20 protein-coding genes and 4 tRNA genes are annotated in these 18,693 nt (G+C 39.6%); 2 read left to right on the forward strand and 22 right to left on the reverse strand.

The genetic code is table 11. From position 1 onward, the window contains the following. Nucleotides 1-255: 255 nt before the first annotated feature. Nucleotides 256-1,425: a helix-turn-helix transcriptional regulator gene (locus tag IO68_RS23170; protein ID WP_023013090.1), complete on the forward strand. Its 1,170-nt coding sequence runs from the start codon at nucleotides 256-258 to the stop codon at nucleotides 1,423-1,425. Between the two features lie 53 nt (nucleotides 1,426-1,478). Here IO68_RS23170 and IO68_RS23175 read toward each other — a convergent pair whose 3' ends face one another. The 15 genes from IO68_RS23175 to rpe all read right to left on the reverse strand — a co-directional run bounded on the left by IO68_RS23175 (nucleotide 1,479) and on the right by rpe (nucleotide 11,999). After that, on the reverse strand, nucleotides 1,479-1,946 hold the full coding sequence (locus tag IO68_RS23175) for a DMT family transporter (protein WP_023013091.1): 468 nt from the start codon (nucleotides 1,944-1,946) through the stop codon (nucleotides 1,479-1,481). A gap of 331 nt (nucleotides 1,947-2,277) precedes the next feature. Then, nucleotides 2,278-2,354 (reverse strand) — tRNA-Pro (locus IO68_RS23180). A gap of 4 nt (nucleotides 2,355-2,358) precedes the next feature. Further along, nucleotides 2,359-2,434, reverse strand: a tRNA-His gene (locus IO68_RS23185). A 35-nt stretch (nucleotides 2,435-2,469) separates the two neighbouring features. Further along, a tRNA-Arg gene (locus IO68_RS23190) sits at nucleotides 2,470-2,546 on the reverse strand. A 70-nt stretch (nucleotides 2,547-2,616) separates the two neighbouring features. Beyond that, nucleotides 2,617-2,693, reverse strand: a tRNA-Pro gene (locus tag IO68_RS23195). 142 nt (nucleotides 2,694-2,835) lie between these two features. After that, entirely contained in the window at nucleotides 2,836-3,900 is a 1,065-nt protein-coding gene (gene nadA, locus IO68_RS23200; protein ID WP_023013092.1) for a quinolinate synthase NadA, read from the reverse strand. Nucleotides 3,901-4,042: 142 nt separating this feature from the next. After that, nucleotides 4,043-5,263 (reverse strand): bifunctional glutamate N-acetyltransferase/amino-acid acetyltransferase ArgJ, encoded by a 1,221-nt coding sequence (argJ, locus tag IO68_RS23205; protein WP_023013093.1) that lies wholly within the window; start codon nucleotides 5,261-5,263, stop codon nucleotides 4,043-4,045. 355 nt (nucleotides 5,264-5,618) lie between these two features. Further along, nucleotides 5,619-6,107: a methylated-DNA--[protein]-cysteine S-methyltransferase gene (locus IO68_RS23210; RefSeq protein ID WP_023013094.1), complete on the reverse strand. Its 489-nt coding sequence runs from the start codon at nucleotides 6,105-6,107 to the stop codon at nucleotides 5,619-5,621. An 18-nt stretch (nucleotides 6,108-6,125) separates the two neighbouring features. After that, nucleotides 6,126-6,443, reverse strand: coding sequence for a DMT family transporter (locus IO68_RS23215; RefSeq protein ID WP_004881392.1), 318 nt, complete (start codon nucleotides 6,441-6,443; stop codon nucleotides 6,126-6,128). 163 nt (nucleotides 6,444-6,606) lie between these two features. Continuing rightward, nucleotides 6,607-7,152 carry a hypothetical protein gene (locus IO68_RS23220; protein WP_023013095.1) on the reverse strand — a complete coding sequence of 182 codons (546 nt, stop codon included), beginning with the start codon at nucleotides 7,150-7,152 and terminating at the stop codon, nucleotides 6,607-6,609. Between the two features lie 4 nt (nucleotides 7,153-7,156). Beyond that, nucleotides 7,157-7,660 carry a hypothetical protein gene (locus tag IO68_RS23225; RefSeq protein ID WP_023013096.1) on the reverse strand — a complete coding sequence of 168 codons (504 nt, stop codon included), beginning with the start codon at nucleotides 7,658-7,660 and terminating at the stop codon, nucleotides 7,157-7,159. Between the two features lie 82 nt (nucleotides 7,661-7,742). Further along, nucleotides 7,743-8,636: a copper resistance protein B gene (locus IO68_RS23230; RefSeq protein WP_004881397.1), complete on the reverse strand. Its 894-nt coding sequence runs from the start codon at nucleotides 8,634-8,636 to the stop codon at nucleotides 7,743-7,745. Continuing rightward, nucleotides 8,623-10,431 (reverse strand): copper resistance system multicopper oxidase, encoded by a 1,809-nt coding sequence (locus IO68_RS23235; RefSeq protein WP_023013097.1) that lies wholly within the window; start codon nucleotides 10,429-10,431, stop codon nucleotides 8,623-8,625. The genes IO68_RS23230 and IO68_RS23235 overlap by 14 nt, the downstream gene beginning before the upstream one ends. Before the next feature lie 88 nt (nucleotides 10,432-10,519). Further along, on the reverse strand, nucleotides 10,520-10,945 hold the full coding sequence (locus IO68_RS23240) for a hypothetical protein (RefSeq protein WP_023013098.1): 426 nt from the start codon (nucleotides 10,943-10,945) through the stop codon (nucleotides 10,520-10,522). Nucleotides 10,946-11,312: 367 nt separating this feature from the next. Next, on the reverse strand, nucleotides 11,313-11,999 hold the full coding sequence (rpe, locus tag IO68_RS23245) for a ribulose-phosphate 3-epimerase (RefSeq protein WP_004881404.1): 687 nt from the start codon (nucleotides 11,997-11,999) through the stop codon (nucleotides 11,313-11,315). A gap of 185 nt (nucleotides 12,000-12,184) precedes the next feature. Here rpe and IO68_RS23250 point away from each other — a divergent pair, with 185 nt between their 5' ends. Further along, entirely contained in the window at nucleotides 12,185-12,460 is a 276-nt protein-coding gene (locus IO68_RS23250; RefSeq protein ID WP_004881406.1) for a DUF2218 domain-containing protein, read from the forward strand. 29 nt (nucleotides 12,461-12,489) lie between these two features. Here the strand turns inward: IO68_RS23250 and fghA are convergent, their stop codons facing one another. From fghA to IO68_RS23285, 7 genes are all read right to left on the reverse strand, one after another. Then, nucleotides 12,490-13,335: an S-formylglutathione hydrolase gene (fghA, locus tag IO68_RS23255; protein ID WP_023013099.1), complete on the reverse strand. Its 846-nt coding sequence runs from the start codon at nucleotides 13,333-13,335 to the stop codon at nucleotides 12,490-12,492. Beyond that, a complete protein-coding gene (locus IO68_RS23260) occupies nucleotides 13,304-14,749 on the reverse strand; it encodes a C13 family peptidase (protein WP_023013100.1) in 1,446 nt (481 codons plus the stop codon). The genes fghA and IO68_RS23260 overlap by 32 nt, the downstream gene beginning before the upstream one ends. Nucleotides 14,750-14,957: 208 nt before the next feature. Beyond that, nucleotides 14,958-15,761, reverse strand: a complete 804-nt coding sequence (locus tag IO68_RS23265) for a class I SAM-dependent methyltransferase (protein WP_023013101.1) — start codon at nucleotides 15,759-15,761, stop codon at nucleotides 14,958-14,960. Further along, a complete protein-coding gene (locus IO68_RS23270) occupies nucleotides 15,761-16,582 on the reverse strand; it encodes an undecaprenyl-diphosphate phosphatase (protein ID WP_004881415.1) in 822 nt (273 codons plus the stop codon). Before IO68_RS23270 ends, IO68_RS23265 begins: the two co-directional genes overlap by 1 nt. Before the next feature lie 8 nt (nucleotides 16,583-16,590). Further along, nucleotides 16,591-17,289 carry a tRNA (adenosine(37)-N6)-threonylcarbamoyltransferase complex dimerization subunit type 1 TsaB gene (gene tsaB / locus IO68_RS23275; RefSeq protein WP_023013102.1) on the reverse strand — a complete coding sequence of 233 codons (699 nt, stop codon included), beginning with the start codon at nucleotides 17,287-17,289 and terminating at the stop codon, nucleotides 16,591-16,593. A 142-nt stretch (nucleotides 17,290-17,431) separates the two neighbouring features. Next, entirely contained in the window at nucleotides 17,432-17,959 is a 528-nt protein-coding gene (locus IO68_RS23280) for a gamma carbonic anhydrase family protein (protein ID WP_161626775.1), read from the reverse strand. Nucleotides 17,960-17,991: 32 nt separating this feature from the next. Continuing rightward, entirely contained in the window at nucleotides 17,992-18,597 is a 606-nt protein-coding gene (locus IO68_RS23285) for a CoA pyrophosphatase (protein WP_023013103.1), read from the reverse strand. Nucleotides 18,598-18,693 lie beyond the last annotated feature (96 nt).

The following is an 18,693-nucleotide window of genomic DNA, read 5'->3' on the forward strand; positions in this document are numbered from 1 at the left end:
AATGCAGCATCCCCTTTGCCATAATTCATCAATCTACAAAAATATCCAAAACTTTTATATGCTTTCATTTATTAAATCTAAATACGATTCTTCAAAACATAGAAAATCGTTTTGGTCATCTCAACAAAATGTAAATTATTCTAATAGCATTAAGATCCATCCAATTATTTTTAGTGAAAAATCCACTTTTGTTAAATATTGTTAATTTGATACATATCAGTTACATTTAAGTCATGTATAGATTCAGCAAGAAAGATGTCTCAATCAACTCTAAATCAGTACTACGATGAATTAATTGATTTAATTTATAAAATTCTAGATACACCTGAGAACTGGGTTCATTTTGGACAACGTTTAACTCAGATTTTGGATGCGACTTATATTCAAGTTCAAGCGCTAGATGTCTGTAATCAAGCGATTTCCTTTAGTGCAGGTGGCGGTCGCTTAAATGATGTAGACCGTGTAGCATCTGATCTTGCTTATTTACATTATCCAGTTGATTCAGATCCTCGCTGGGAATATTTCTTACAACTTAGCTTAGAAGATCAGCATAAATGGTATCAATGTCATCACCATATTGATCATGCCTTTGTTGAACAGTCCAAGCTATATCAGCAAGTGTTACTGCCTTTTGATTTACGCTATGTTGCCGTGAAAGCATTGGTATTAGATGAGCAGCTTTGTATTGCCTTCATTATTCATACATCAGAAAAACAACAGCCCCTGCAAAATGAAAAAATTGAGTTCTTAAATCGCTTGCTTCCGCATTTGGAACGCGTCCTCAAAACTCAACGCCAACTATATAAATTTTCTACCAATAGTATTGTGGGTTATTCATTGATAAATAAGCTGCATCAGCCGATCGTATTGCTTAACTTATCTGGAGGTGTGGTTCATTACAATACTGCGGTTTCAACACTATTAGAAAAAACCAATCTCATTCAACTGCAGAATAATCAAATCTACTTAGATCAACCTTATCAACAGCAATTAAAAGATAATCTCCGCGAAATCGAAGCACTTTTTAGGCAACAAACATTTGATAATGAATTACTTCAAGACGGCGGGATAAAAATACAGTCAGAAAGTGGTGAAACACTGTATATCTTTGCCAGCCTACTTGCGACTGAGCAAGAGTTAAAAGCTTTTGGTATCCGCCCTCTAGTGATGCTCACTTTATTTCATCCTGAACATTCAATCTCTGTAGATATTCAACTATTAAGCTCTGTGTTCAAATTTACACCTGCCGAGTGTAAAGTCGCACTAAGTCTCTTAGATGGTTTTTCAACCAAAGAAATTGCACAAAAAAATAAAGTGCGTGCAGATACTATCAAGAAGCAAATACAGTCAATTTATAGAAAAACATCAACACACAAACAATCTGAACTGGTGAAGATTCTTCTTAACTTCCCGAAAGCGATCTAGTTTTATTGCCGATAAATACCTTCTCATTACGGAGAAAATTTAACAAAATGCGCTTAAGCATTCATATTTCTATATTCGTTATAAATCATGATTAAACCGCCAATCACAATAAACATAAGTCCCAATAGTTTTAAACCATCTACTTTTTTTACTTGCATCCCGAGAAAGCCTGTACTCTCGACAAGTGTGGCAAACAGCATCTGACCTAGAAACACCCAGAGTAAGGTATTGGTTGCACCAATTTTAGGAGCAGCAAGAAACATACATAAAATATAAAGTGAACCTAAAAGACCAGGCAACCACATCCACCAAGAGGCTTGCTGATATAAAGGCGGCTTAATGCTTCCATCAATCATCAATGCAATGATCAATGAAGCCACCGCTCCACCCACATAAAGCACAAGTGTTGATTGTATTTGTGAAGCACCACTGGCATTACGAAAGGCACTCACCATTGCCAATTGTAGAGGAACGATTAAACCACCTAAAATACTAATCAACACATAGCTGATATTATGCATTCGTGACCTCTCTTTTTATTGCTTAAATCAACTGTTTGAATCTTTATTAAAGTTTTCTACTCCTATACTTATCACTTAAAACCGCTGAAATGCAAACGACCTATTTTTCTTATATTTTTGATAGAAATATATTTAATAGCTAAAAATTAAAATTTAATCATAATTTTTTATTAAATCATTCAAATATTTAACTTAGTAATCCTTAATATAAAATTAGATAAAATAAAGAGTATGAATAGAACTTTTTAAATGAATATAGCTATGAGAATATTAAAATTTAGACATAAAAAAACCGCTAACTTAGCGGTAATTTATCTCATCTTTAAGATGATGGTCGGAGCAGTAGGATTCGAACCTACGACCCCCTGGTCCCAAACCAGGTGCACTACCAGGCTGTGCTATGCTCCGTTTGTGGGGTGAATGACGGGATTCGAACCCGCGACAACCGGAATCACAATCCGGGGCTCTACCAACTGAGCTACATCCACCATCAACATTTAGTTCTATGTACCAAGCGACCAAATGGCGCGCCTGACAGGATTCGAACCTGTGACCATCCGCTTAGAAGGCGGATGCTCTATCCAACTGAGCTACAGGCGCATAACGATGATATTAATATCAAGCGATACTTCGCCGATCTTAAAACAATGTTTTGCAACATTATTTTAAATGGTCGGAGCAGTAGGATTCGAACCTACGACCCCCTGGTCCCAAACCAGGTGCACTACCAGGCTGTGCTATGCTCCGATTTTTCTCAGCTTTTATTGTATCGCACATCGTGCGGTACGGTGTGCATTCTAGGCGCGACGCCCTAGAACGTCAACACCTATTTTTCAAAAATGTAATAAATCCTTATCAAATGTATATTTAACAAACACCTTGGCGTTTTTTAACGCTTTAATGAAGCACTAAAGTTCAACATTCGATCTAATGGTAATTTAGCTCGCTCAGCTAAAGCAGGATCAACGTGTATTTCTTGATCACTATGTTGTAGTACATGCAAAATACCATCGAGTTCGTTCATTGCCATCCACGGACAATGTGCGCATGAACGACAGGTTGCCCCCTCACCTGCAGTTGGAGCTTCAAATAATTCTTTATCAGGCGCTGCTTGCTGCATTTTGTAGAAAATGCCACGATCAGTTGCAACAATCATTTGTTTATGCGGCAAGGTCTGTGCTGCTTTAATCAATTGCGAGGTGCTTCCCACCGCATCAGCAATATCAACCACAGATTCAGGTGACTCTGGATGTACCAAAACTGCTGCATCTGGATAAAGTGCCTTCATTTGTGCGATACCACGGGCACGGAATTCTTCATGCACGATACAAGCACCATCCCACAGCAACATTTCAGCGCCAGTTTTCTTTTGAATATAGCGACCTAAGTGTTGATCTGGTGCCCAAATAATTTTCTCACCTAAGCTATCCAAATGCTCGATGATTTCTACAGCACAGCTAGATGTAACCACCCAATCTGCACGAGCTTTTACAGCAGCAGAGGTATTTGCATAAACTACAACAGTATGATCTGGATGTTGATCACAAAATGCTGTGAACTCATCGACTGGACAGCCTAAATCCAAAGAACAGGTTGCCTCTAATGTCGGCATTAATACTGTTTTCTCAGGAGATAAAATTTTTGCAGTTTCGCCCATAAACTTTACTCCAGCAACCACAAGGGTTGAAGCAGCATGATCACGGCCAAAACGTGCCATCTCTAATGAGTCAGAAACACAACCACCCGTAAGCTCTGCAAGCTCTTGCACATCAGGATCACAGTAATAGTGCGCCACAAGTACAGCATCTCGTTTTTTGAGCTCTGCTGCGATCTGCGCAAACTTCTCTTGTTTCACTTCTGGGCTAAGGCTATTGTCCTTAGGCTCGCCCAAACGATCTAAATGCGCTTGCACAATATTTTTGGCTTCGTTCGCAATTAAATTCGCATCATTCATAAAACGTCTTCTCTATCCTGCGTGCTTGCATCACTGCAAACTTATAACGTGGGTATGGTGATCATTCGAGGTCAATCACATCGTCCACAAATAGGCAATATAAAAAAAGCCCCACTGTGGAGGCTTTTATTATAACGCAAATTTACGAGCGATAATCGGCATTAATTTTGACGTAGTCGTAAGAAAAGTCACAGGTATAGACCGTATCCGTTGCTGAACCGCGACCTAGATCGATACGAATGCTAATTTCTTTTTCTGCCATGACAGCGGCACCAGCTTCTTCGGTATAGTCTGGATTTGCACCACCATCTAAGCAAATTTGCACATCGCCTAACCAAACCTGTACTTTACTGCTATCTAAATTCGGTACACCAGCCTTTCCAATCGCCATGACGATACGGCCCCAGTTTGGATCTGACGCAAATAATGCCGTTTTGATGAGTGGAGACTCTGCAACACTATAAGCCACATCACAACATTCTTGCGTATTTGCACCACCGTCAACCTGTACGGTAATGAATTTTGTTGCCCCCTCACCATCACGTACAATCAACTGTGCAAGACGTTCCATAATACGCGCCAACACTTCAAGCACTTTTTGATAACGTGCGTCATCTTGATGCTGAATTTCAGCCCCGCCAGCAAGACCTGTCGCAATAAAGATACACGAGTCATTTGTCGATGTATCACCATCAATGGTGATGCGATTAAATGAATGCTCAACGGTTGTTTTTAATAGCTGCTCAACCATTTCTTTCGCAATTGGTGCGTCTGTTGCTACAAAACTCAACATGGTCGCCATATTCGGACGAATCATGCCAGCCCCTTTACTTATACCAGTCATGGTATAAGTCACACCATCCAGTTCAAACTGTTCAGATGCACCTTTTGGTGTGGTATCTGTGGTCATGATGCCTGATGCAGCGTCCGCCCAACGATCAGCATTTAAATCATTTAACGCAGGTTGAATGCCTTGTACTAAACGATCAATTGGTAATTGCTCACCAATCACACCTGTTGAAAAAGGTAAAATCTGATTGGCTTGAACACCAGTTAACTCAGCTAACTTCGCACAAGTCGCTTCTGCATTTTGATAGCCTATAGCACCAGTCGCCGCATTGGCATTGCCTGTATTAATGATCAAGTAACGTGGCGTGTTCTCAGTTAAATGTTTCTTACTAAGTAAAACAGGCGCAGCAGCAAATGCGCTTTGGGTAAATACCCCTGCTACATTTGAACCTTCAGCAAATTCAAAAATAACTAAATCTCGTCGATTTGGATAACGCACATACGCCTCAGTTGAGCCAATTTTTACACCCTGCACCACATGCATAAGTGGCATTGTTACGTCACCAACAGCCATTTTTAAACTTCCTTTCAACTTGTTATGAAAAAGAAAATGAATATATACCATACCCTACATATGAGACTCGGACAGGTCATCTACAACCTGCGTAGTATCTGTAATATCTCGTTTCTGCGATAGATAAAAACAAATGCCACAAGTGAACAGGTTTTGTAGATGAGAATGCCTTTGGTTACTTTGGGCGAAACCAAAGTAACTCGAACCGAAGGTTATTCCTATAATTGAATTACGCTAGACAAGATACCGCCTTTTCAGTAATTTATTTACAGTTCAAGTCATAAAATATGTTATTCATATCTGATTTGGTAGCTTATTCCAAAAAGAAGTGAAAATCGAGTATTAACAATACAGATTACAGAGTTTGGCTTTGCTCCAAACTCAATAAAATCTGCTTCTTATCCAAACCACCTGCAAAACCCACCAACGCCCCAGTCGAACCAATCACCCGATGACACGGCGCAATAATCGAAATCGGATTCTTCCCATTGGCAGCACCCACCGCACGCACTGCTTTTTGATTCCCCAACTGAACGGCAATCTCTTTATAACTACGCGTTTCCCCAAAAGGAATCGTCAATAGTGCCTGCCAAACCTGTTGCTGAAATGCTGTGCCTTGAAAATCCAATGGCAAATCAAATTGCTGACGCTGTCCTAAAAAATATTCTTCAAGTTGTTGTTTTACCTTTAACAATATTGGATGCTGAACATTTTCAACCAACTCAGCAAGCCGAACACGCTTATGATCTTCATTGTCCCACATCACAGCAACCAAGGCTTGATCATGCGCAACCAGTTTTAATGCACCCACAGGAGAATCCATGTACATATATACCAGTTGCATCACACTCTCCTTAGAACATTAATTTGATGACAATTTCATCAGCATTAAACCCGATACGATCAAAACTGCTGCGATCATTCGCATTGCCGTCATCGGCTCATTCAATACCACAATTCCCACAATAAACGATCCAATTGCACCGATCCCTGTCCAAATGGTATACGCTGTTCCAAGAGGTAAAGTCCGCATGGAAATCGACAAAAGAACGACACTCAATATCATGAAAATGATCGTGATAATACTTGGTGTTAAACGAGTGAAGCCTTCGGATAGCTTCATCGAATATGCCCAAATGACTTCAAACACACCTGCTAAAATTAAAATCGCCCAAGCCATTTTCTACTCACACTTTAAATGGTTGGGTCGTCCCAACATCAAACCAATCAAAGGGGTCGTCCCCTTCGGCTTCAAAGTGTAATTCAAATCTTTTTAAATATGTGAATTGTTATGTATCCAAACAATCTAACCCACTGAAAATAAAATATATTGATCAATTGTATTATTGCCAAACAATGCTATCTACACGCATTAATTCACATGCACCATTTCCCGTATCTTCTCTTGATAAAGAACTTTTCCAACGCCAACCATCTTTTGCCTGAATTTCAATTAAAGAACCTTTGAGATACACGAGATCATCTTTCTTTAATTTCTGCATTTGTTTAGCAACAGAAGCATCGGCGGGTACTAGATGCATATTGGCACTATGCGTTGCAATTTCCCGTAATGGAATCGGAGGTTCATGATCCACACGCCAATAATACCAACGGTTACTCTGTGAAATATCAATTTCTTTATAGACTTGGGGATTCGCCATATCATCCCATCCAACAGCGATATCCATCGGAGAATACTCAGCTTCTCGCCCAAAGTTATAATCTTCTCTCGAAAGCACTCTAAATGAACCTTCATAACTTTGTAAATTAACAACTTGAACATCTTGATGGGTCGTAAGTTGACTGATATCTGGCGTTGGTTTTATCAGTTTTGTCCAAACTAACCAAGCGAGAGCCAAACCCAACACAGCATACATCCATCTCGGCATTCCATTATTCCTTTTTCTTTTGCAAGGCTTCTATCCTGAGCCTAAACCACGTAAAAATAGCGTAAAAAAATTTCTGAAAAACATGAAGCAAATGATACTGAGAACCCTCATGTTGTGGCATGGAATCAAATGAATCCGACTTTTGGATAAACACTTCCACAGGTTCATAATGAGGCATCGTTTGCTGCAACTCAGCACCTAAACTCAAATACTCCAATGCTGTAGTCACATTTTCTATCTCTTGCAGATGATATAACACCAAATGGCGGGCATCTAAATCGATACTATGTTCAATCAACAGATCAGAGAATGGTAACAATGCCTTCCTGACTCTTTGTACTTCCACCAAACTGCTCATATGTGGAATGTAATAAAAACTGACATTCATACTGCCATCAGTTGGTATCAGCTCTAACTGGGATGAAGTTACAGCTTGAGACTTTTCTCTTGGCTTAGCCGTTTGGATTGATTTTTCTGTTATTTGATTGTCTTGTTGTTCTAAAGCCATTTATGCACCATGAATGACTCAAAAAAGATACTGCTAGTATAAACTAACAGTATCTCAGAAACGTGACATTTTAGACAAAGTATCAGAACTTTAGCGTAAAGCCTGCGCCGTATAGCCAACCTTTTTCACTGTCAGAACCTTCCTGCCAAAGCGTTTTATTAGCACCTTTATGGTATGCATAAGCAATATCAATAAATGGCATGATCTTTTTATTGATTTCATAGCGTGTTTGCACGCCAGCCTGAAACTTTGATAGACCTGTTTTCTGTGCGTATTTTGATTTATCACTCAGCACAAGATCAGCTTGCAAATATGGCTGAGCAATCAACTTTTGCGTAAATAAAAAATCTCGAGTGGTATCCAAACTTAATTGCCAACGTTGATCTTGGCCAGCATACAAATAAGCTTCTGTCTCAAAGAAATAAGGCGCTAGACCATGTAAGCCAAATACTGCGCTCCACTGATTTTTATCTAAACTTTGCTCAGGCATATATTGATAACGAACACCTGCTTGTACATCCCAGAAGTCTGCAATATTACGGCTGTATAATGCCATCGTTTCTGTATCTGCTTTTTCAGATTCAGCTTTTTCTACATGTGCCTTAATGAAAATCTTATTTTCATCTGAGCCAATCCATGTTTTAAGCTCTGTACTCGCTCTACCTCGTCCATGCTCATCTAAAGTCCAAGCATTTTCTAAAGTCGTGGCTTGATAAATCTGACCACCATGCTCACGGCGGTGATCATGTGCATGATGTACGGCATCCGTTGGAGCTGCCTTTATTGTTTGATGTTGTGAATGATCTATTGCTGATGCTTTATTCATTGATGTCATCTGATGAGCTGAATGATCCATTTCCGTCATTTGATGTGATTCATAAGCAAAGGTGATTGCGCTTGATGTAGACACAACACTGCCAATCAATAACAACTTTAGCATTTTATTCACCTCGGGAGATTGCTTAGTGATGTGCATGGCGTGCTCCTTCTGATGGTGCTGTTTCATTGGGTTGATTCACTGTTTTTGAATCATCCACATTCGCCACAATCAGTTTATTCATCATGCCTGCTGACATGTGATACAACAAATGACAATGGATTGCCCATTCCCCCAACTCATCAGCGGTTAACAATGCAGTCACCGTTTGTCCCGGTGGAACGACAACAGTATGTTTATTTGGCATATCAATCGCAGCTTGACCATTTTCTAACTGCATAAACATGCCATGCAGATGCATCGGATGCGCCATCATGCTGTCATTGATAAATTTCAGTCGAATACGCTCTCCAAACTTCACTTGTAATGGCTCAGCATCACTAAACTTTTTACCATTCATGGTCCACATATAGCGTTCCATCGTTCCACCAAGACGAATAACCAACTCTCTTTCTGCTGGACGTGTATCAGGCTGCGGTGTTAATGATTTTAGATCAGCATATTGCAATGCTTTATGACCTATTGGCGTGGATGCATTTGCCCAACCTTGAACAGATTCAGCCTTCACATTTTCATGCTGAGAGGTCATCTGTTGCTGATGCATGTCATTCATTTTGCCCATCCCCATAGAATCATGAGAAGAGTGATCCATGTCTGACATCTTCATTGCAGTATGGTCTAAATGATCAGTACTCATTGGTTTATGAGCAGTGTGATCCATATCTTTCATATCCATCTGTGCATGTGTACCATGATCCATGCCCATATCTTGCATGGTCAATAATGCACGTGGACGCGCTTTTGGCATCTCAATCTGAGCTGGTGGGGCGACTGTATCACGCTGTAGTGATGCAATTGCAAAACCACTACGATCAATCGACTCTGCTTCAATTTGATAATGTACTTGCTTTGGCTCAACGATTACATCGTATGTTTCAGCCGCACCTATACGAAACTCATCTACAGCAACAGGCTGTACAGGTTGACCATCTGCACTGACCACCGTCATTTTCAAATTCGGAATACGTACATCAAAAAATGACATTGCAGATGCATTAATAAAACGTAAACGAACTTTTTCACCTGCACTAAATGCACCTGTCCAGTTTTGCTGCGGAGTTTTTCCATTAACTAGAAAGGTATAACCCGTGACATCCGATAAATCGGTTTTGAGCATCCGCATCTGATTCCACATCGAACGATCTTGCCAAGTTGCTTTCAAACCTTTTTGTTTGACTTGTTGCCAAACATCACCCACCGTTTCACGTTGATTTTGATAGTATTCAGCAGACTTTTTCAAATTCGCCATGATTTGATCACTATCAGTTTCATGAAAGTCGGAAAGCATAACCACATAGTCACGATCTGCTTTTTCATGCTGAGCGACAGGCTGCTTACCTTTCGGATAAATGACTAAAGCGCCATATAAACCATCTTGTTCTTGACCTTTACTGTGTGCGTGATACCAGTAGGTTCCGTTTTGGCGGACTTTAAAGCGATATTCAAAGCTACCATTTGGTTTAATCCCTTTGAAACCATTAAAACCAGGCACACCATCCATCAATCCAGGTAACAGCAGACCATGCCAGTGCAATGAGGTATCTTGATCTTTTAATTGATTATGAACATGAATAACCGCCTCATCACCCTCTTCAAACTCAAGTAATGGAGCAATGAATTTGCCATTCACCGTCATGCGTTTGACAGATTTCCCTGTGATATTGACCATGCCCTGATCAATATTCAAATGATATTCTTTAATCGCAGCCCAACTGGCAGGCGCAAACAATAAGCTGAAGCTAGTAATTACACCAGCATAGATTTTTGCAGACATTTTATTTTCCCAATCTGTATGAATTGATTTTAGGAAAGAACAATCTCTCCTAGCCCCTCTTATCTAAAAGAGGTAACTCAAATGCAGATTAGGCTTTAGGCGGGCGTAAAATTTCTTGCCAATATCCAGCAAGATGACGAGCGTGGTAGTCCGTATTCTTATGATGACTTAGCTCAAAAATGGAATTCAAAGTTAAAGTCGGCACCTGTTGATCTAGTGCTAAATTAACATTTTGACAATGCGATGGCTGATTACAATCTTGACAATGCTGATCATCTGACATGTTCTCACCATGACATTTCACCATCAGTTGAGCATCGACATGAGACATTTGCATGTGCTGATGTTGATCTGTCTTTGTTTGATCATGGCAAGGCATCTGCTGTGGCATGATCTCCATTTGCTCATCAGCTTGAATGGCATGAACTGCTGCAACAGCCGCACTACCTCCCCCGATGAAAATTATCATCAGGAATACAAACCATACATGTTTGTACTTTGGTTGAAGTTGCACGAGGTGTTCCTTATTCACAATAAACAGATCAATTTAATGCTCATAGCATAATTTCTTTTCAAGTTATGCACAATCCACATTATGTTGTTCGCAGGTTCTGGTGCTCTATTTTAGTTCAAAGCTGCTGTTTAAATATTCAAAATTAACTTTTGTAAAAAAATGAGTAAAATAAGAGCAAAATAAATAATTTAGCGCGCAAAAAAAGGACATTTTACTGTCCTTTTTTCATCAATATGCTGCCATTATAAACAACTGAAATCATTTTGTTTAATTTAACAACACCTTATCCACCTGCTTATCAACACGGTTATCCACCCAGTTATAAACAAAGTTATCCACAGCCTTGTATGAAAATAGGATAAAGAGACTAAATTTGTTTTGCACCAACTTTGGCTAGCTCTGCACGCATTTGGTCAATTACAGTTTTATAATCAGGTTGACCAAAAATCGCTGATCCTGCAACAAACATATCTGCACCAGCTTCAGCAATTTCCCTAATATTCGCTGGCCCGACACCACCATCTACTTCTAAACGAATATCACGACCACTTGCATCAATAATTTGACGTGCTTGACGCAACTTTTCTAAGGTCATTGGAATAAATTTTTGACCGCCAAACCCAGGGTTTACACTCATCAATAAAATTTGATCAACTTTATCAAGTACATAGTCAAGATAATGTAATGGTGTCGCGGGGTTAAAGACTAAACCCGCTTTTGCACCACCAGACTTGATCAACTGAAGCGAGCGATCAATATGATCTGTTGCTTCTGGATGAAAAGTAATAATGTCAGCTCCAGCTTCCAAGAAATCACCTATCATACGGTCAACAGGCGACACCATTAAGTGCACATCAATCGGTGCTTTGATACCATAATTTTTAAGCGCCTTACATATACCTGCACCAAAGGTTAAATTCGGTACGTAATGATTATCCATCACATCAAAATGTACAACGTCTGCACCTGCATCTAAAACCTTTTCTACATCTTCACCTAAACGAGCAAAATCAGCAGATAAAATAGAAGGAGCAATTAAATAAGGCTTGGACATGGAAGACCTGGCAAACTTTGAAAAAATGATAAATGAATTATAGCAAATTCATTCACTTTAGGGCTGTTACAAAGACACGATTACCACATTGCAAACTTGCAACAGCTCGTTGCATGAATGCTGTTTTTAACCCTGACTGATTTTGCTATTTTTAATCGGTGAAAATCAGAAGATGAAGTTTAGATATGAATAGTACGACACAGATTACAACTCAAGAAGGTAAGCGCATTAGCAAACGGCTTATCAATCATTGGAAGCACAAATTCGAAGTTGCTGAGACCGAAACTGACTCAAAAATTTTTATGCCTACAGCAACCGTTACATTGACACCACAACAGCAATATCTAGGTGTATTGATTGAAAATCAGCAAGATGATGTTCAACACCTAGAGCAAGTCGTGATTGATCATTTAAACCGCATGGCTCAACAAGAGTTCAATGTTGAATGGACACACAATTAAAAAGAAGCTCATAAGAGCTTCTTTTTCTTTTAAGCATTCACTTTTTCTAATTGAATGGCATGAAATTGCAAGTGATCATCTACAAAACTTTGGATAAAGTAATAGCCGTGATCATATCCTTTGTGTAAACGCAAGGTGAGTGGCTGACCAGCATCTAAGCAGGCTTGCTTGAATTTTTCTGGATTAAGTTGACTATAGAACTGATCATCGACACCCTGATCAATTAAAATTTCTTCAAAAATGCAGCCTTTCTGTTGAACTAATGCCAATGCATCATGCGCCAACCATTGCTGCTGATTATTACCTAAATACTGACCAAATGCTTTCTCCCCCCAAGGACAAATACTCGGTGCACAGATTGGAGCAAAAGCAGATACAGATTTAAATTGTTCAGGATATTTAAATGCTAACGTTAATGCGCCATGACCACCCATCGAATGACCAAAAATCCCGATTTGATTTTCAATGACTGGGAGCTCTTGCAAGACATGAGCATATAGCTCATCAACAATATAAGACTCCATTTGATAATGTTCAGCCCAAGGTTGTTGAGTCGCATTAATATAGAAACCAGCACCCTGCCCGATATCCCAATGATCACCTTGCGCAACATTTTCACCACGCGGAGAAGTATCAGGGGTAATCAAAATAAGACTAAGACGAGCAGCCATACGCTGCGCATGTGCTTTGATTGCAAATGTTTCCTCTGTACAAGTCAAACCTGCAAGATAAAACAATGCTGAACATGGTTTTCCTTCTAAAGCAGTAGGTGGTAAATAAACACCAACTTTACTTGCCCCTTTAAGATGCTGAGAGTCAATTTGATAAATTCGTTGTTCTCCCTCAAAACAACGATTTTTTTGCAGTAGTTGCATGCTCATTATCCTGTGGTTTTGTAATATCTGTTGTTGTCATATTTTGTTGTGGAAATAAATATGGCTCAAGTTGTGGCAACATCAACTCCATATTTCGTCCGATTGACCATTGTGGTTCTGAAGGCTCAAAACCTTGTGATGTTTCCCATTTAGTGACCGTCTGCTTTGCTTGATCGAATGCTGTTTTCATTGAAGACTGTTCACGCATTGCTAAATCAAAGAAAGCACGACCAAAATAGGTATAATCCGCTTCATTATTACAACCAAAAGACGTCTTATCTGCTGCAGAAGCTGTAATAATCAAAGTTTCAGGCGACTGTAATGCAGGAATGAAACTTCCCGAATAACATGCAGAGATCACAATAACACGCCACCGAATACCAGACTTATCTAGCGCCTCCCGTAGCCATTTCGGATCAACCTGACCGAGATTTAGCGGAGCATTTTCAATTTCAAAATGATTTCGCTCACCATGTGATGTCATATAGAGAAATAAAACATCACTGTCTCGATTCATCTGCTGACCAATACGTCGTAACGCCAGTTCTATACTGGTTTTTGAAGCAATTGGCACTTCCAAACGAGTCGCAGGATTATTGATCAACATGATAGAACGACCAAACGTTCCAAAACGCGTATCAAATTGCTCTCTTATACGCTCAATTTCAGACTTAAATACATCCACATAACTATCACCCGCGACACCAAGGAAATACCAATGGCTTTGTGCAATATCGCCATATTGAACTTGATCTAATGCTTTATCGAGCAAATAGCTTTGTGCATAAAAAGCATCTTCTGCAAATGTTGGTGGTGTTTCTTCTACCTTCCAAATTGGCTGGTCTTTTACCGAGAGCTGCCAAACCACCATGGTTGCGATCGTTGCGACAAAGACTAAAGCACGCTCCCACCAAGGCCAATTCAAAGCACGGGAAAAAACCCAAATAACAGCTAAACTTTGCCAAACAAATAATCCGACAAAAAGTGGTGGTAGAAAACCATTGTAGATGCTATCAGGGATAAAATTGAGGTAACCATTCGATCCTAAATACTGGATCAAACATTGTAGTAAGAGAATATTTGTATCGAGGACCAACCATAACAATGCAGGTACAAGCATCAATCTTGGCTGGTTCATACGTTGAGATAAGAAAATCCCAACAATCAAAGCAATAAAAGGCCAAAGCGCATAACCTATCAGACCTTGGGAGTTAAAGTCTCCCATTTGTCCTGCAACCAACCAACTATAAAGTGAGTTAGTACAGCCTCCCAAAATACCCCACAAAATCAGCTGGGTAATCGAAGGATGAACCACTTGTAAGGAACGACGAGACCCTAGAAACAACCACATTCCAGCAATTTGGTTACTTTTAAAATCATGCCAGATATTAATGGAGGGTTTGAGGTCTATCATAAAATTCTTCGGGAGTTTCTCTTTTCAAGCCTAAACTGAAAATATGCCAAACGTTACAGAATGAACATCATTTTTCCAAAAACATGCTATGCGCTGCACTAGTGTAAACTTGACAAGAATTTTTTAGCAATCATGCTTTTGCACTATATCACAAATCTTTACCGAGCATTGACCTAAGCTAAACAATCACTTGCGTGCGATTTCAGATTTAACCTTTTGGAAAATATGCATCAAAACGACAAGCGTCTCCTAACCACTGATGATCAGGTGTTTGCTCAGCCAAATAAACTGCATGCCGTGGGCGCTTAACAATTACTCTTTTTGCCATTTGCTTAGCTAAATCAAGTAACTGATCTCCCAAATCCATTTCCCCATCTTCGGGAAGTAACATATGCAATAGCTGCATTTGTTTTTTGACCTGTGCTTGCTTCTTAACCGCTTGTTGGTTTTGATCACGCTGAGGAAACATTGGATCTAAATAAACGACATCCACTTGTTCATTTTGCTCGATCAATTGACTTAGATAGCGATTAGAGTCTGCAAAAATAAGCTGAATTCGTTGCACTGTGGATTGCAAGAAAGAATCTTGTTCAGCCTGAACTTTGCTATATTCCAATAAAACAAACAAAATTGGATGGCGCTCGACTAACTGAACTTCAGCCCCAAGATGGGCCATCAACAAACTATCATGGCCCAATCCAGCGGTAGCATCAATTAATGTCGGCTTTTCCCCTAACTGACATGCTCTTGCGATCATTTCTGATTTTAAAGTTGCACGTTTTAATCTAGGAATTTCTGCGCGCCAATCAGGTTGCATTTTCATTCCATTGGCTGCAAGGCTTAAACCATCGCTATCCAATACCAAAGTCATTTCTGGGTTAAGACGTAAAAACCTAGCGTTAATTTTCTCGACAGTTTGTCCTTCAAGCTGAACATTTAACTCTGTAAAACGAGCCTGTAGTTGCTGAAACTGTGCTTCATATTCAGCTTGATATCGACAAATCATTTGCATTACCAATGCACCCAACCAGTCCACCAAGTCGCTAGAATAAATAAACCAAAAATGATTCGATAATAGGCAAATGCAGTAAAGTCATGCTTCGACACATAACGAATCAACGCACGAATCACGATTAGCGCCGAAATAAAGGCAACAATAATACCGACTGCTAACACCAGCATGTCATTGCTATGTAGCTCATGACGCATCTTATACATGTCGAGCAAACCAGCACCCATCAGCACAGGAATACCCAAGAAGAATGAGAACTCAGCTGCCGCTTTACGCGAAACGCCCAAAAACAACGATCCAATAATCGTTGAGCCAGAACGAGATGTTCCTGGAAACAAAGCTAAACATTGAATCAAACCAATCAAGGTTGCTTGTTTAAAGGTTAGATCATCGACTTCTTGAGTTACAATCTGATGCTGACGGCGTTCAGCCCACAGAATAATAAAACCACCCACAATCAAAGCGATTGCAACTGTAATCGCATTAAATAAATATGCCTTGACCACATCACCGAAAGTCAAACCAATGATCACAATTGGAATCGATGCAATGATTAAATTCAGACTTAAACGACGACCTTGCTCCTGCCCTTTTAATGCACCAATCAAAGCCCCCCAAAGCTTTCCCCAGTACTCATAAATAACCGCAGCAATTGCACCAATCTGTACAGCTACAGCAAACATATCTCGTTTTTCTACTGTCCAAAAATCGAGAAGTTGTCCAGCTAAAATCAAATGCCCTGTACTTGAAATTGGAAGAAATTCTGTAATCCCTTCAACCAATCCCATAATCGCTGCTTTAAAAAGCAATAAAAGATCCATAGTTAACCTTAATTTGACTTACCTTGTTCTGGAATTTTTTTCCACGCATCATCACGCAAATAAACTGGCAAAGCATGCTCCGCATCTACCCAATCTTTTTTAACTGCGCGCACACGTGCAATCGTCGCAATATCTTGGGCTGTTGCCTGAATTTTTATTACAGATGATATTTGAGTGGAAATATTTGGAGAGTCTATGTACTCAGGCTTAATTAATTCTGAACCAGATCCAACTGGTTTATACTTGCAGTAAGCAGTCGCTTGTTCATAATTTAATAATTTTTCTTCATCTACAGCCTGCATGATGCCATGTTCATCCATGCAAAAGTTAGCGATATAAACTTCTTGCATTCGCGCATCTAAAACTGCCGTTACCTGCTGCAAACCTGTTAAACGATATGCCGCTTGTGCCAAGGCTTGTAAACTTGAAACTGGTATCACAGGTAGGTCTTGTGACCATGCTAAGGCTTGTGTCACAGCAGCATTAATTCGCACACCGCTAAATGAACCTGGACCACGGCTAAAAGCAATTGCTGTTAAATCTGCGAGTTGAGTCGCTGTCTGTAACAATGCTTGTTCGATTAAAGGTAATATCGTTTGCGTTTGGGCTTTTGCTCGCTCATCTAACTGAAAATAGAGTTCTTGAGAATCATTAATTAATGAAACAGAACACTGCTCATTTGCAGATTCCAATGCAAGCAACTTCATGCAAAAACCTTAACTAAAAGAGAGAAAAATCGTCGAGTATCATACTCCACTCAAAGCTGATAGGCGAGTTGTTCTGTTTTTATAGATACAAAAAAGCCAAGTACAGACTTGGCAATCCGAACATCTTTTATGAGACAGCTAGTTAGAAGCTAAATGCTTCTAACTCTAAGAAGTTTTTGTAGTGTTCAGCATAATGCAAAGCACTCAAACGCAATCTTGCAGCACCTTGTTCATCTAAAGTTTTAACAACTTTACCTGGTGATCCCATAACCACAGAATTATCCGGAATCACCTTCCCCTCAGGAATTAAAGCGTTTGCGCCAATAATACAGTTCTTTCCAATGACCGCATTATTCAAAATAACGGCATTCATCCCAATAAGTGAATTATCCCCAATCGTACAACCATGTAACATCACTTTATGGCCAACAGTAACATATTCACCAATATTGAGCTCAATACCTGCGTCTGTATGTAAAACAGCATTTTCTTGAATATTAGAAAAGTCGCCAATACGAATCACACAATTATCTGCACGGACTACTGCACCAAACCAAATACTCACTTGACGACCCAGTTCAGCTTGCCCAATAACCGTTGCGGTAGGTGCAACCCATCCATCCCATGGTTCATGTAAAGCTTTAGGACTCAATCCTTTGTATTTATACATCATGTCAATAACTCTATATCTAAATAAAACATTTAAAACTTAGGTAAACCAAAATTAGGAGGATTGACCAAAAAAGGCCATTTTTTCTGATACCCCAGCCCATACTGAAATAAAGACACTAACATCCGTGCAGTTAAGCCCCAAACAATTTCACTTTCAACTTGCATACTCGGAAAATAAATCGATTGACGAGCAAGTCGTACTTCATAAGGTAATGGCGGTGCATCAATCAGCTCTTGCAAAGGGACAAAAAATATCCGATCTATTTCGGTTGGCTGAGCAATCAAGTCAACTTGAGCTGGTATCAATCCAACAATCGGTTTAACAGAAAGTCCACTACGCGCACGTTGAATAGGTAAATCACCTAAAAGCTTCACATCAAAAGGATTTAAGGCTGTTTCCTCTTGTGCTTCACGCAAAGCGACCACAATGTTACTGGTATCACTTGGATCTCGCTTCCCACCTGGAAATGATACCTCTCCTGCATGTTGTGATAGATGAATAGAACGACGTGTAAGTAAAACTTTTGGTTTGTGTTCTTGTGTAATTGCAATTAAAACTGCAGCATCTGCTTGTTGGATTCGTTTGGAAAAACGCAACCGTTGTTGTAAAAGTTCGATTAACGATTGTTCATCCATATTAAGCATCACTCTTTTTCTATTTCCCTTAATTAAACATCATAGCTGAAATTTGAATCACAATCATAGATCATGATGCGAAGTCAGCAAAATTCA

Source organism: Acinetobacter sp. COS3 (assembly GCF_000475335.1).
Lineage (GTDB): Bacteria > Pseudomonadota > Gammaproteobacteria > Pseudomonadales > Moraxellaceae > Acinetobacter > Acinetobacter venetianus.

Excerpts from the sequence above, each read along its gene's own strand:
- fghA (WP_023013099.1), bottom strand. The coding sequence starts at position 13,335 with ATGCAACTACTGCAAAAAAATCGTTGTTTTGAGGGAGAACAACGAATT.
- IO68_RS23265 (WP_023013101.1), bottom strand. The coding sequence starts at position 15,761 with ATGCAAATGATTTGTCGATATCAAGCTGAATATGAAGCACAGTTTCAG.
- IO68_RS23220 (WP_023013095.1), bottom strand. The coding sequence starts at position 7,152 with ATGCCGAGATGGATGTATGCTGTGTTGGGTTTGGCTCTCGCTTGGTTA.
- IO68_RS23175 (WP_023013091.1), bottom strand. The coding sequence starts at position 1,946 with ATGCATAATATCAGCTATGTGTTGATTAGTATTTTAGGTGGTTTAATC.
- tsaB (WP_023013102.1), bottom strand. The coding sequence starts at position 17,289 with ATGAAGTTGCTTGCATTGGAATCTGCAAATGAGCAGTGTTCTGTTTCA.
- argJ (WP_023013093.1), bottom strand. The coding sequence starts at position 5,263 with ATGGCTGTTGGTGACGTAACAATGCCACTTATGCATGTGGTGCAGGGT.
- IO68_RS23285 (WP_023013103.1), bottom strand. The coding sequence starts at position 18,597 with ATGGATGAACAATCGTTAATCGAACTTTTACAACAACGGTTGCGTTTT.
- IO68_RS23210 (WP_023013094.1), bottom strand. The coding sequence starts at position 6,107 with ATGCAACTGGTATATATGTACATGGATTCTCCTGTGGGTGCATTAAAA.
- IO68_RS23280 (WP_161626775.1), bottom strand. The coding sequence starts at position 17,959 with ATGTATAAATACAAAGGATTGAGTCCTAAAGCTTTACATGAACCATGG.
- IO68_RS23250 (WP_004881406.1), top strand. The coding sequence starts at position 12,185 with ATGAATAGTACGACACAGATTACAACTCAAGAAGGTAAGCGCATTAGC.
- IO68_RS23235 (WP_023013097.1), bottom strand. The coding sequence starts at position 10,431 with ATGTCTGCAAAAATCTATGCTGGTGTAATTACTAGCTTCAGCTTATTG.
- rpe (WP_004881404.1), bottom strand. The coding sequence starts at position 11,999 with ATGTCCAAGCCTTATTTAATTGCTCCTTCTATTTTATCTGCTGATTTT.
- IO68_RS23170 (WP_023013090.1), top strand. The coding sequence starts at position 256 with ATGTCTCAATCAACTCTAAATCAGTACTACGATGAATTAATTGATTTA.
- IO68_RS23230 (WP_004881397.1), bottom strand. The coding sequence starts at position 8,636 with ATGCACATCACTAAGCAATCTCCCGAGGTGAATAAAATGCTAAAGTTG.
- IO68_RS23260 (WP_023013100.1), bottom strand. The coding sequence starts at position 14,749 with ATGATAGACCTCAAACCCTCCATTAATATCTGGCATGATTTTAAAAGT.
- IO68_RS23215 (WP_004881392.1), bottom strand. The coding sequence starts at position 6,443 with ATGGCTTGGGCGATTTTAATTTTAGCAGGTGTGTTTGAAGTCATTTGG.
- IO68_RS23270 (WP_004881415.1), bottom strand. The coding sequence starts at position 16,582 with ATGGATCTTTTATTGCTTTTTAAAGCAGCGATTATGGGATTGGTTGAA.
- IO68_RS23225 (WP_023013096.1), bottom strand. The coding sequence starts at position 7,660 with ATGGCTTTAGAACAACAAGACAATCAAATAACAGAAAAATCAATCCAA.
- nadA (WP_023013092.1), bottom strand. The coding sequence starts at position 3,900 with ATGAATGATGCGAATTTAATTGCGAACGAAGCCAAAAATATTGTGCAA.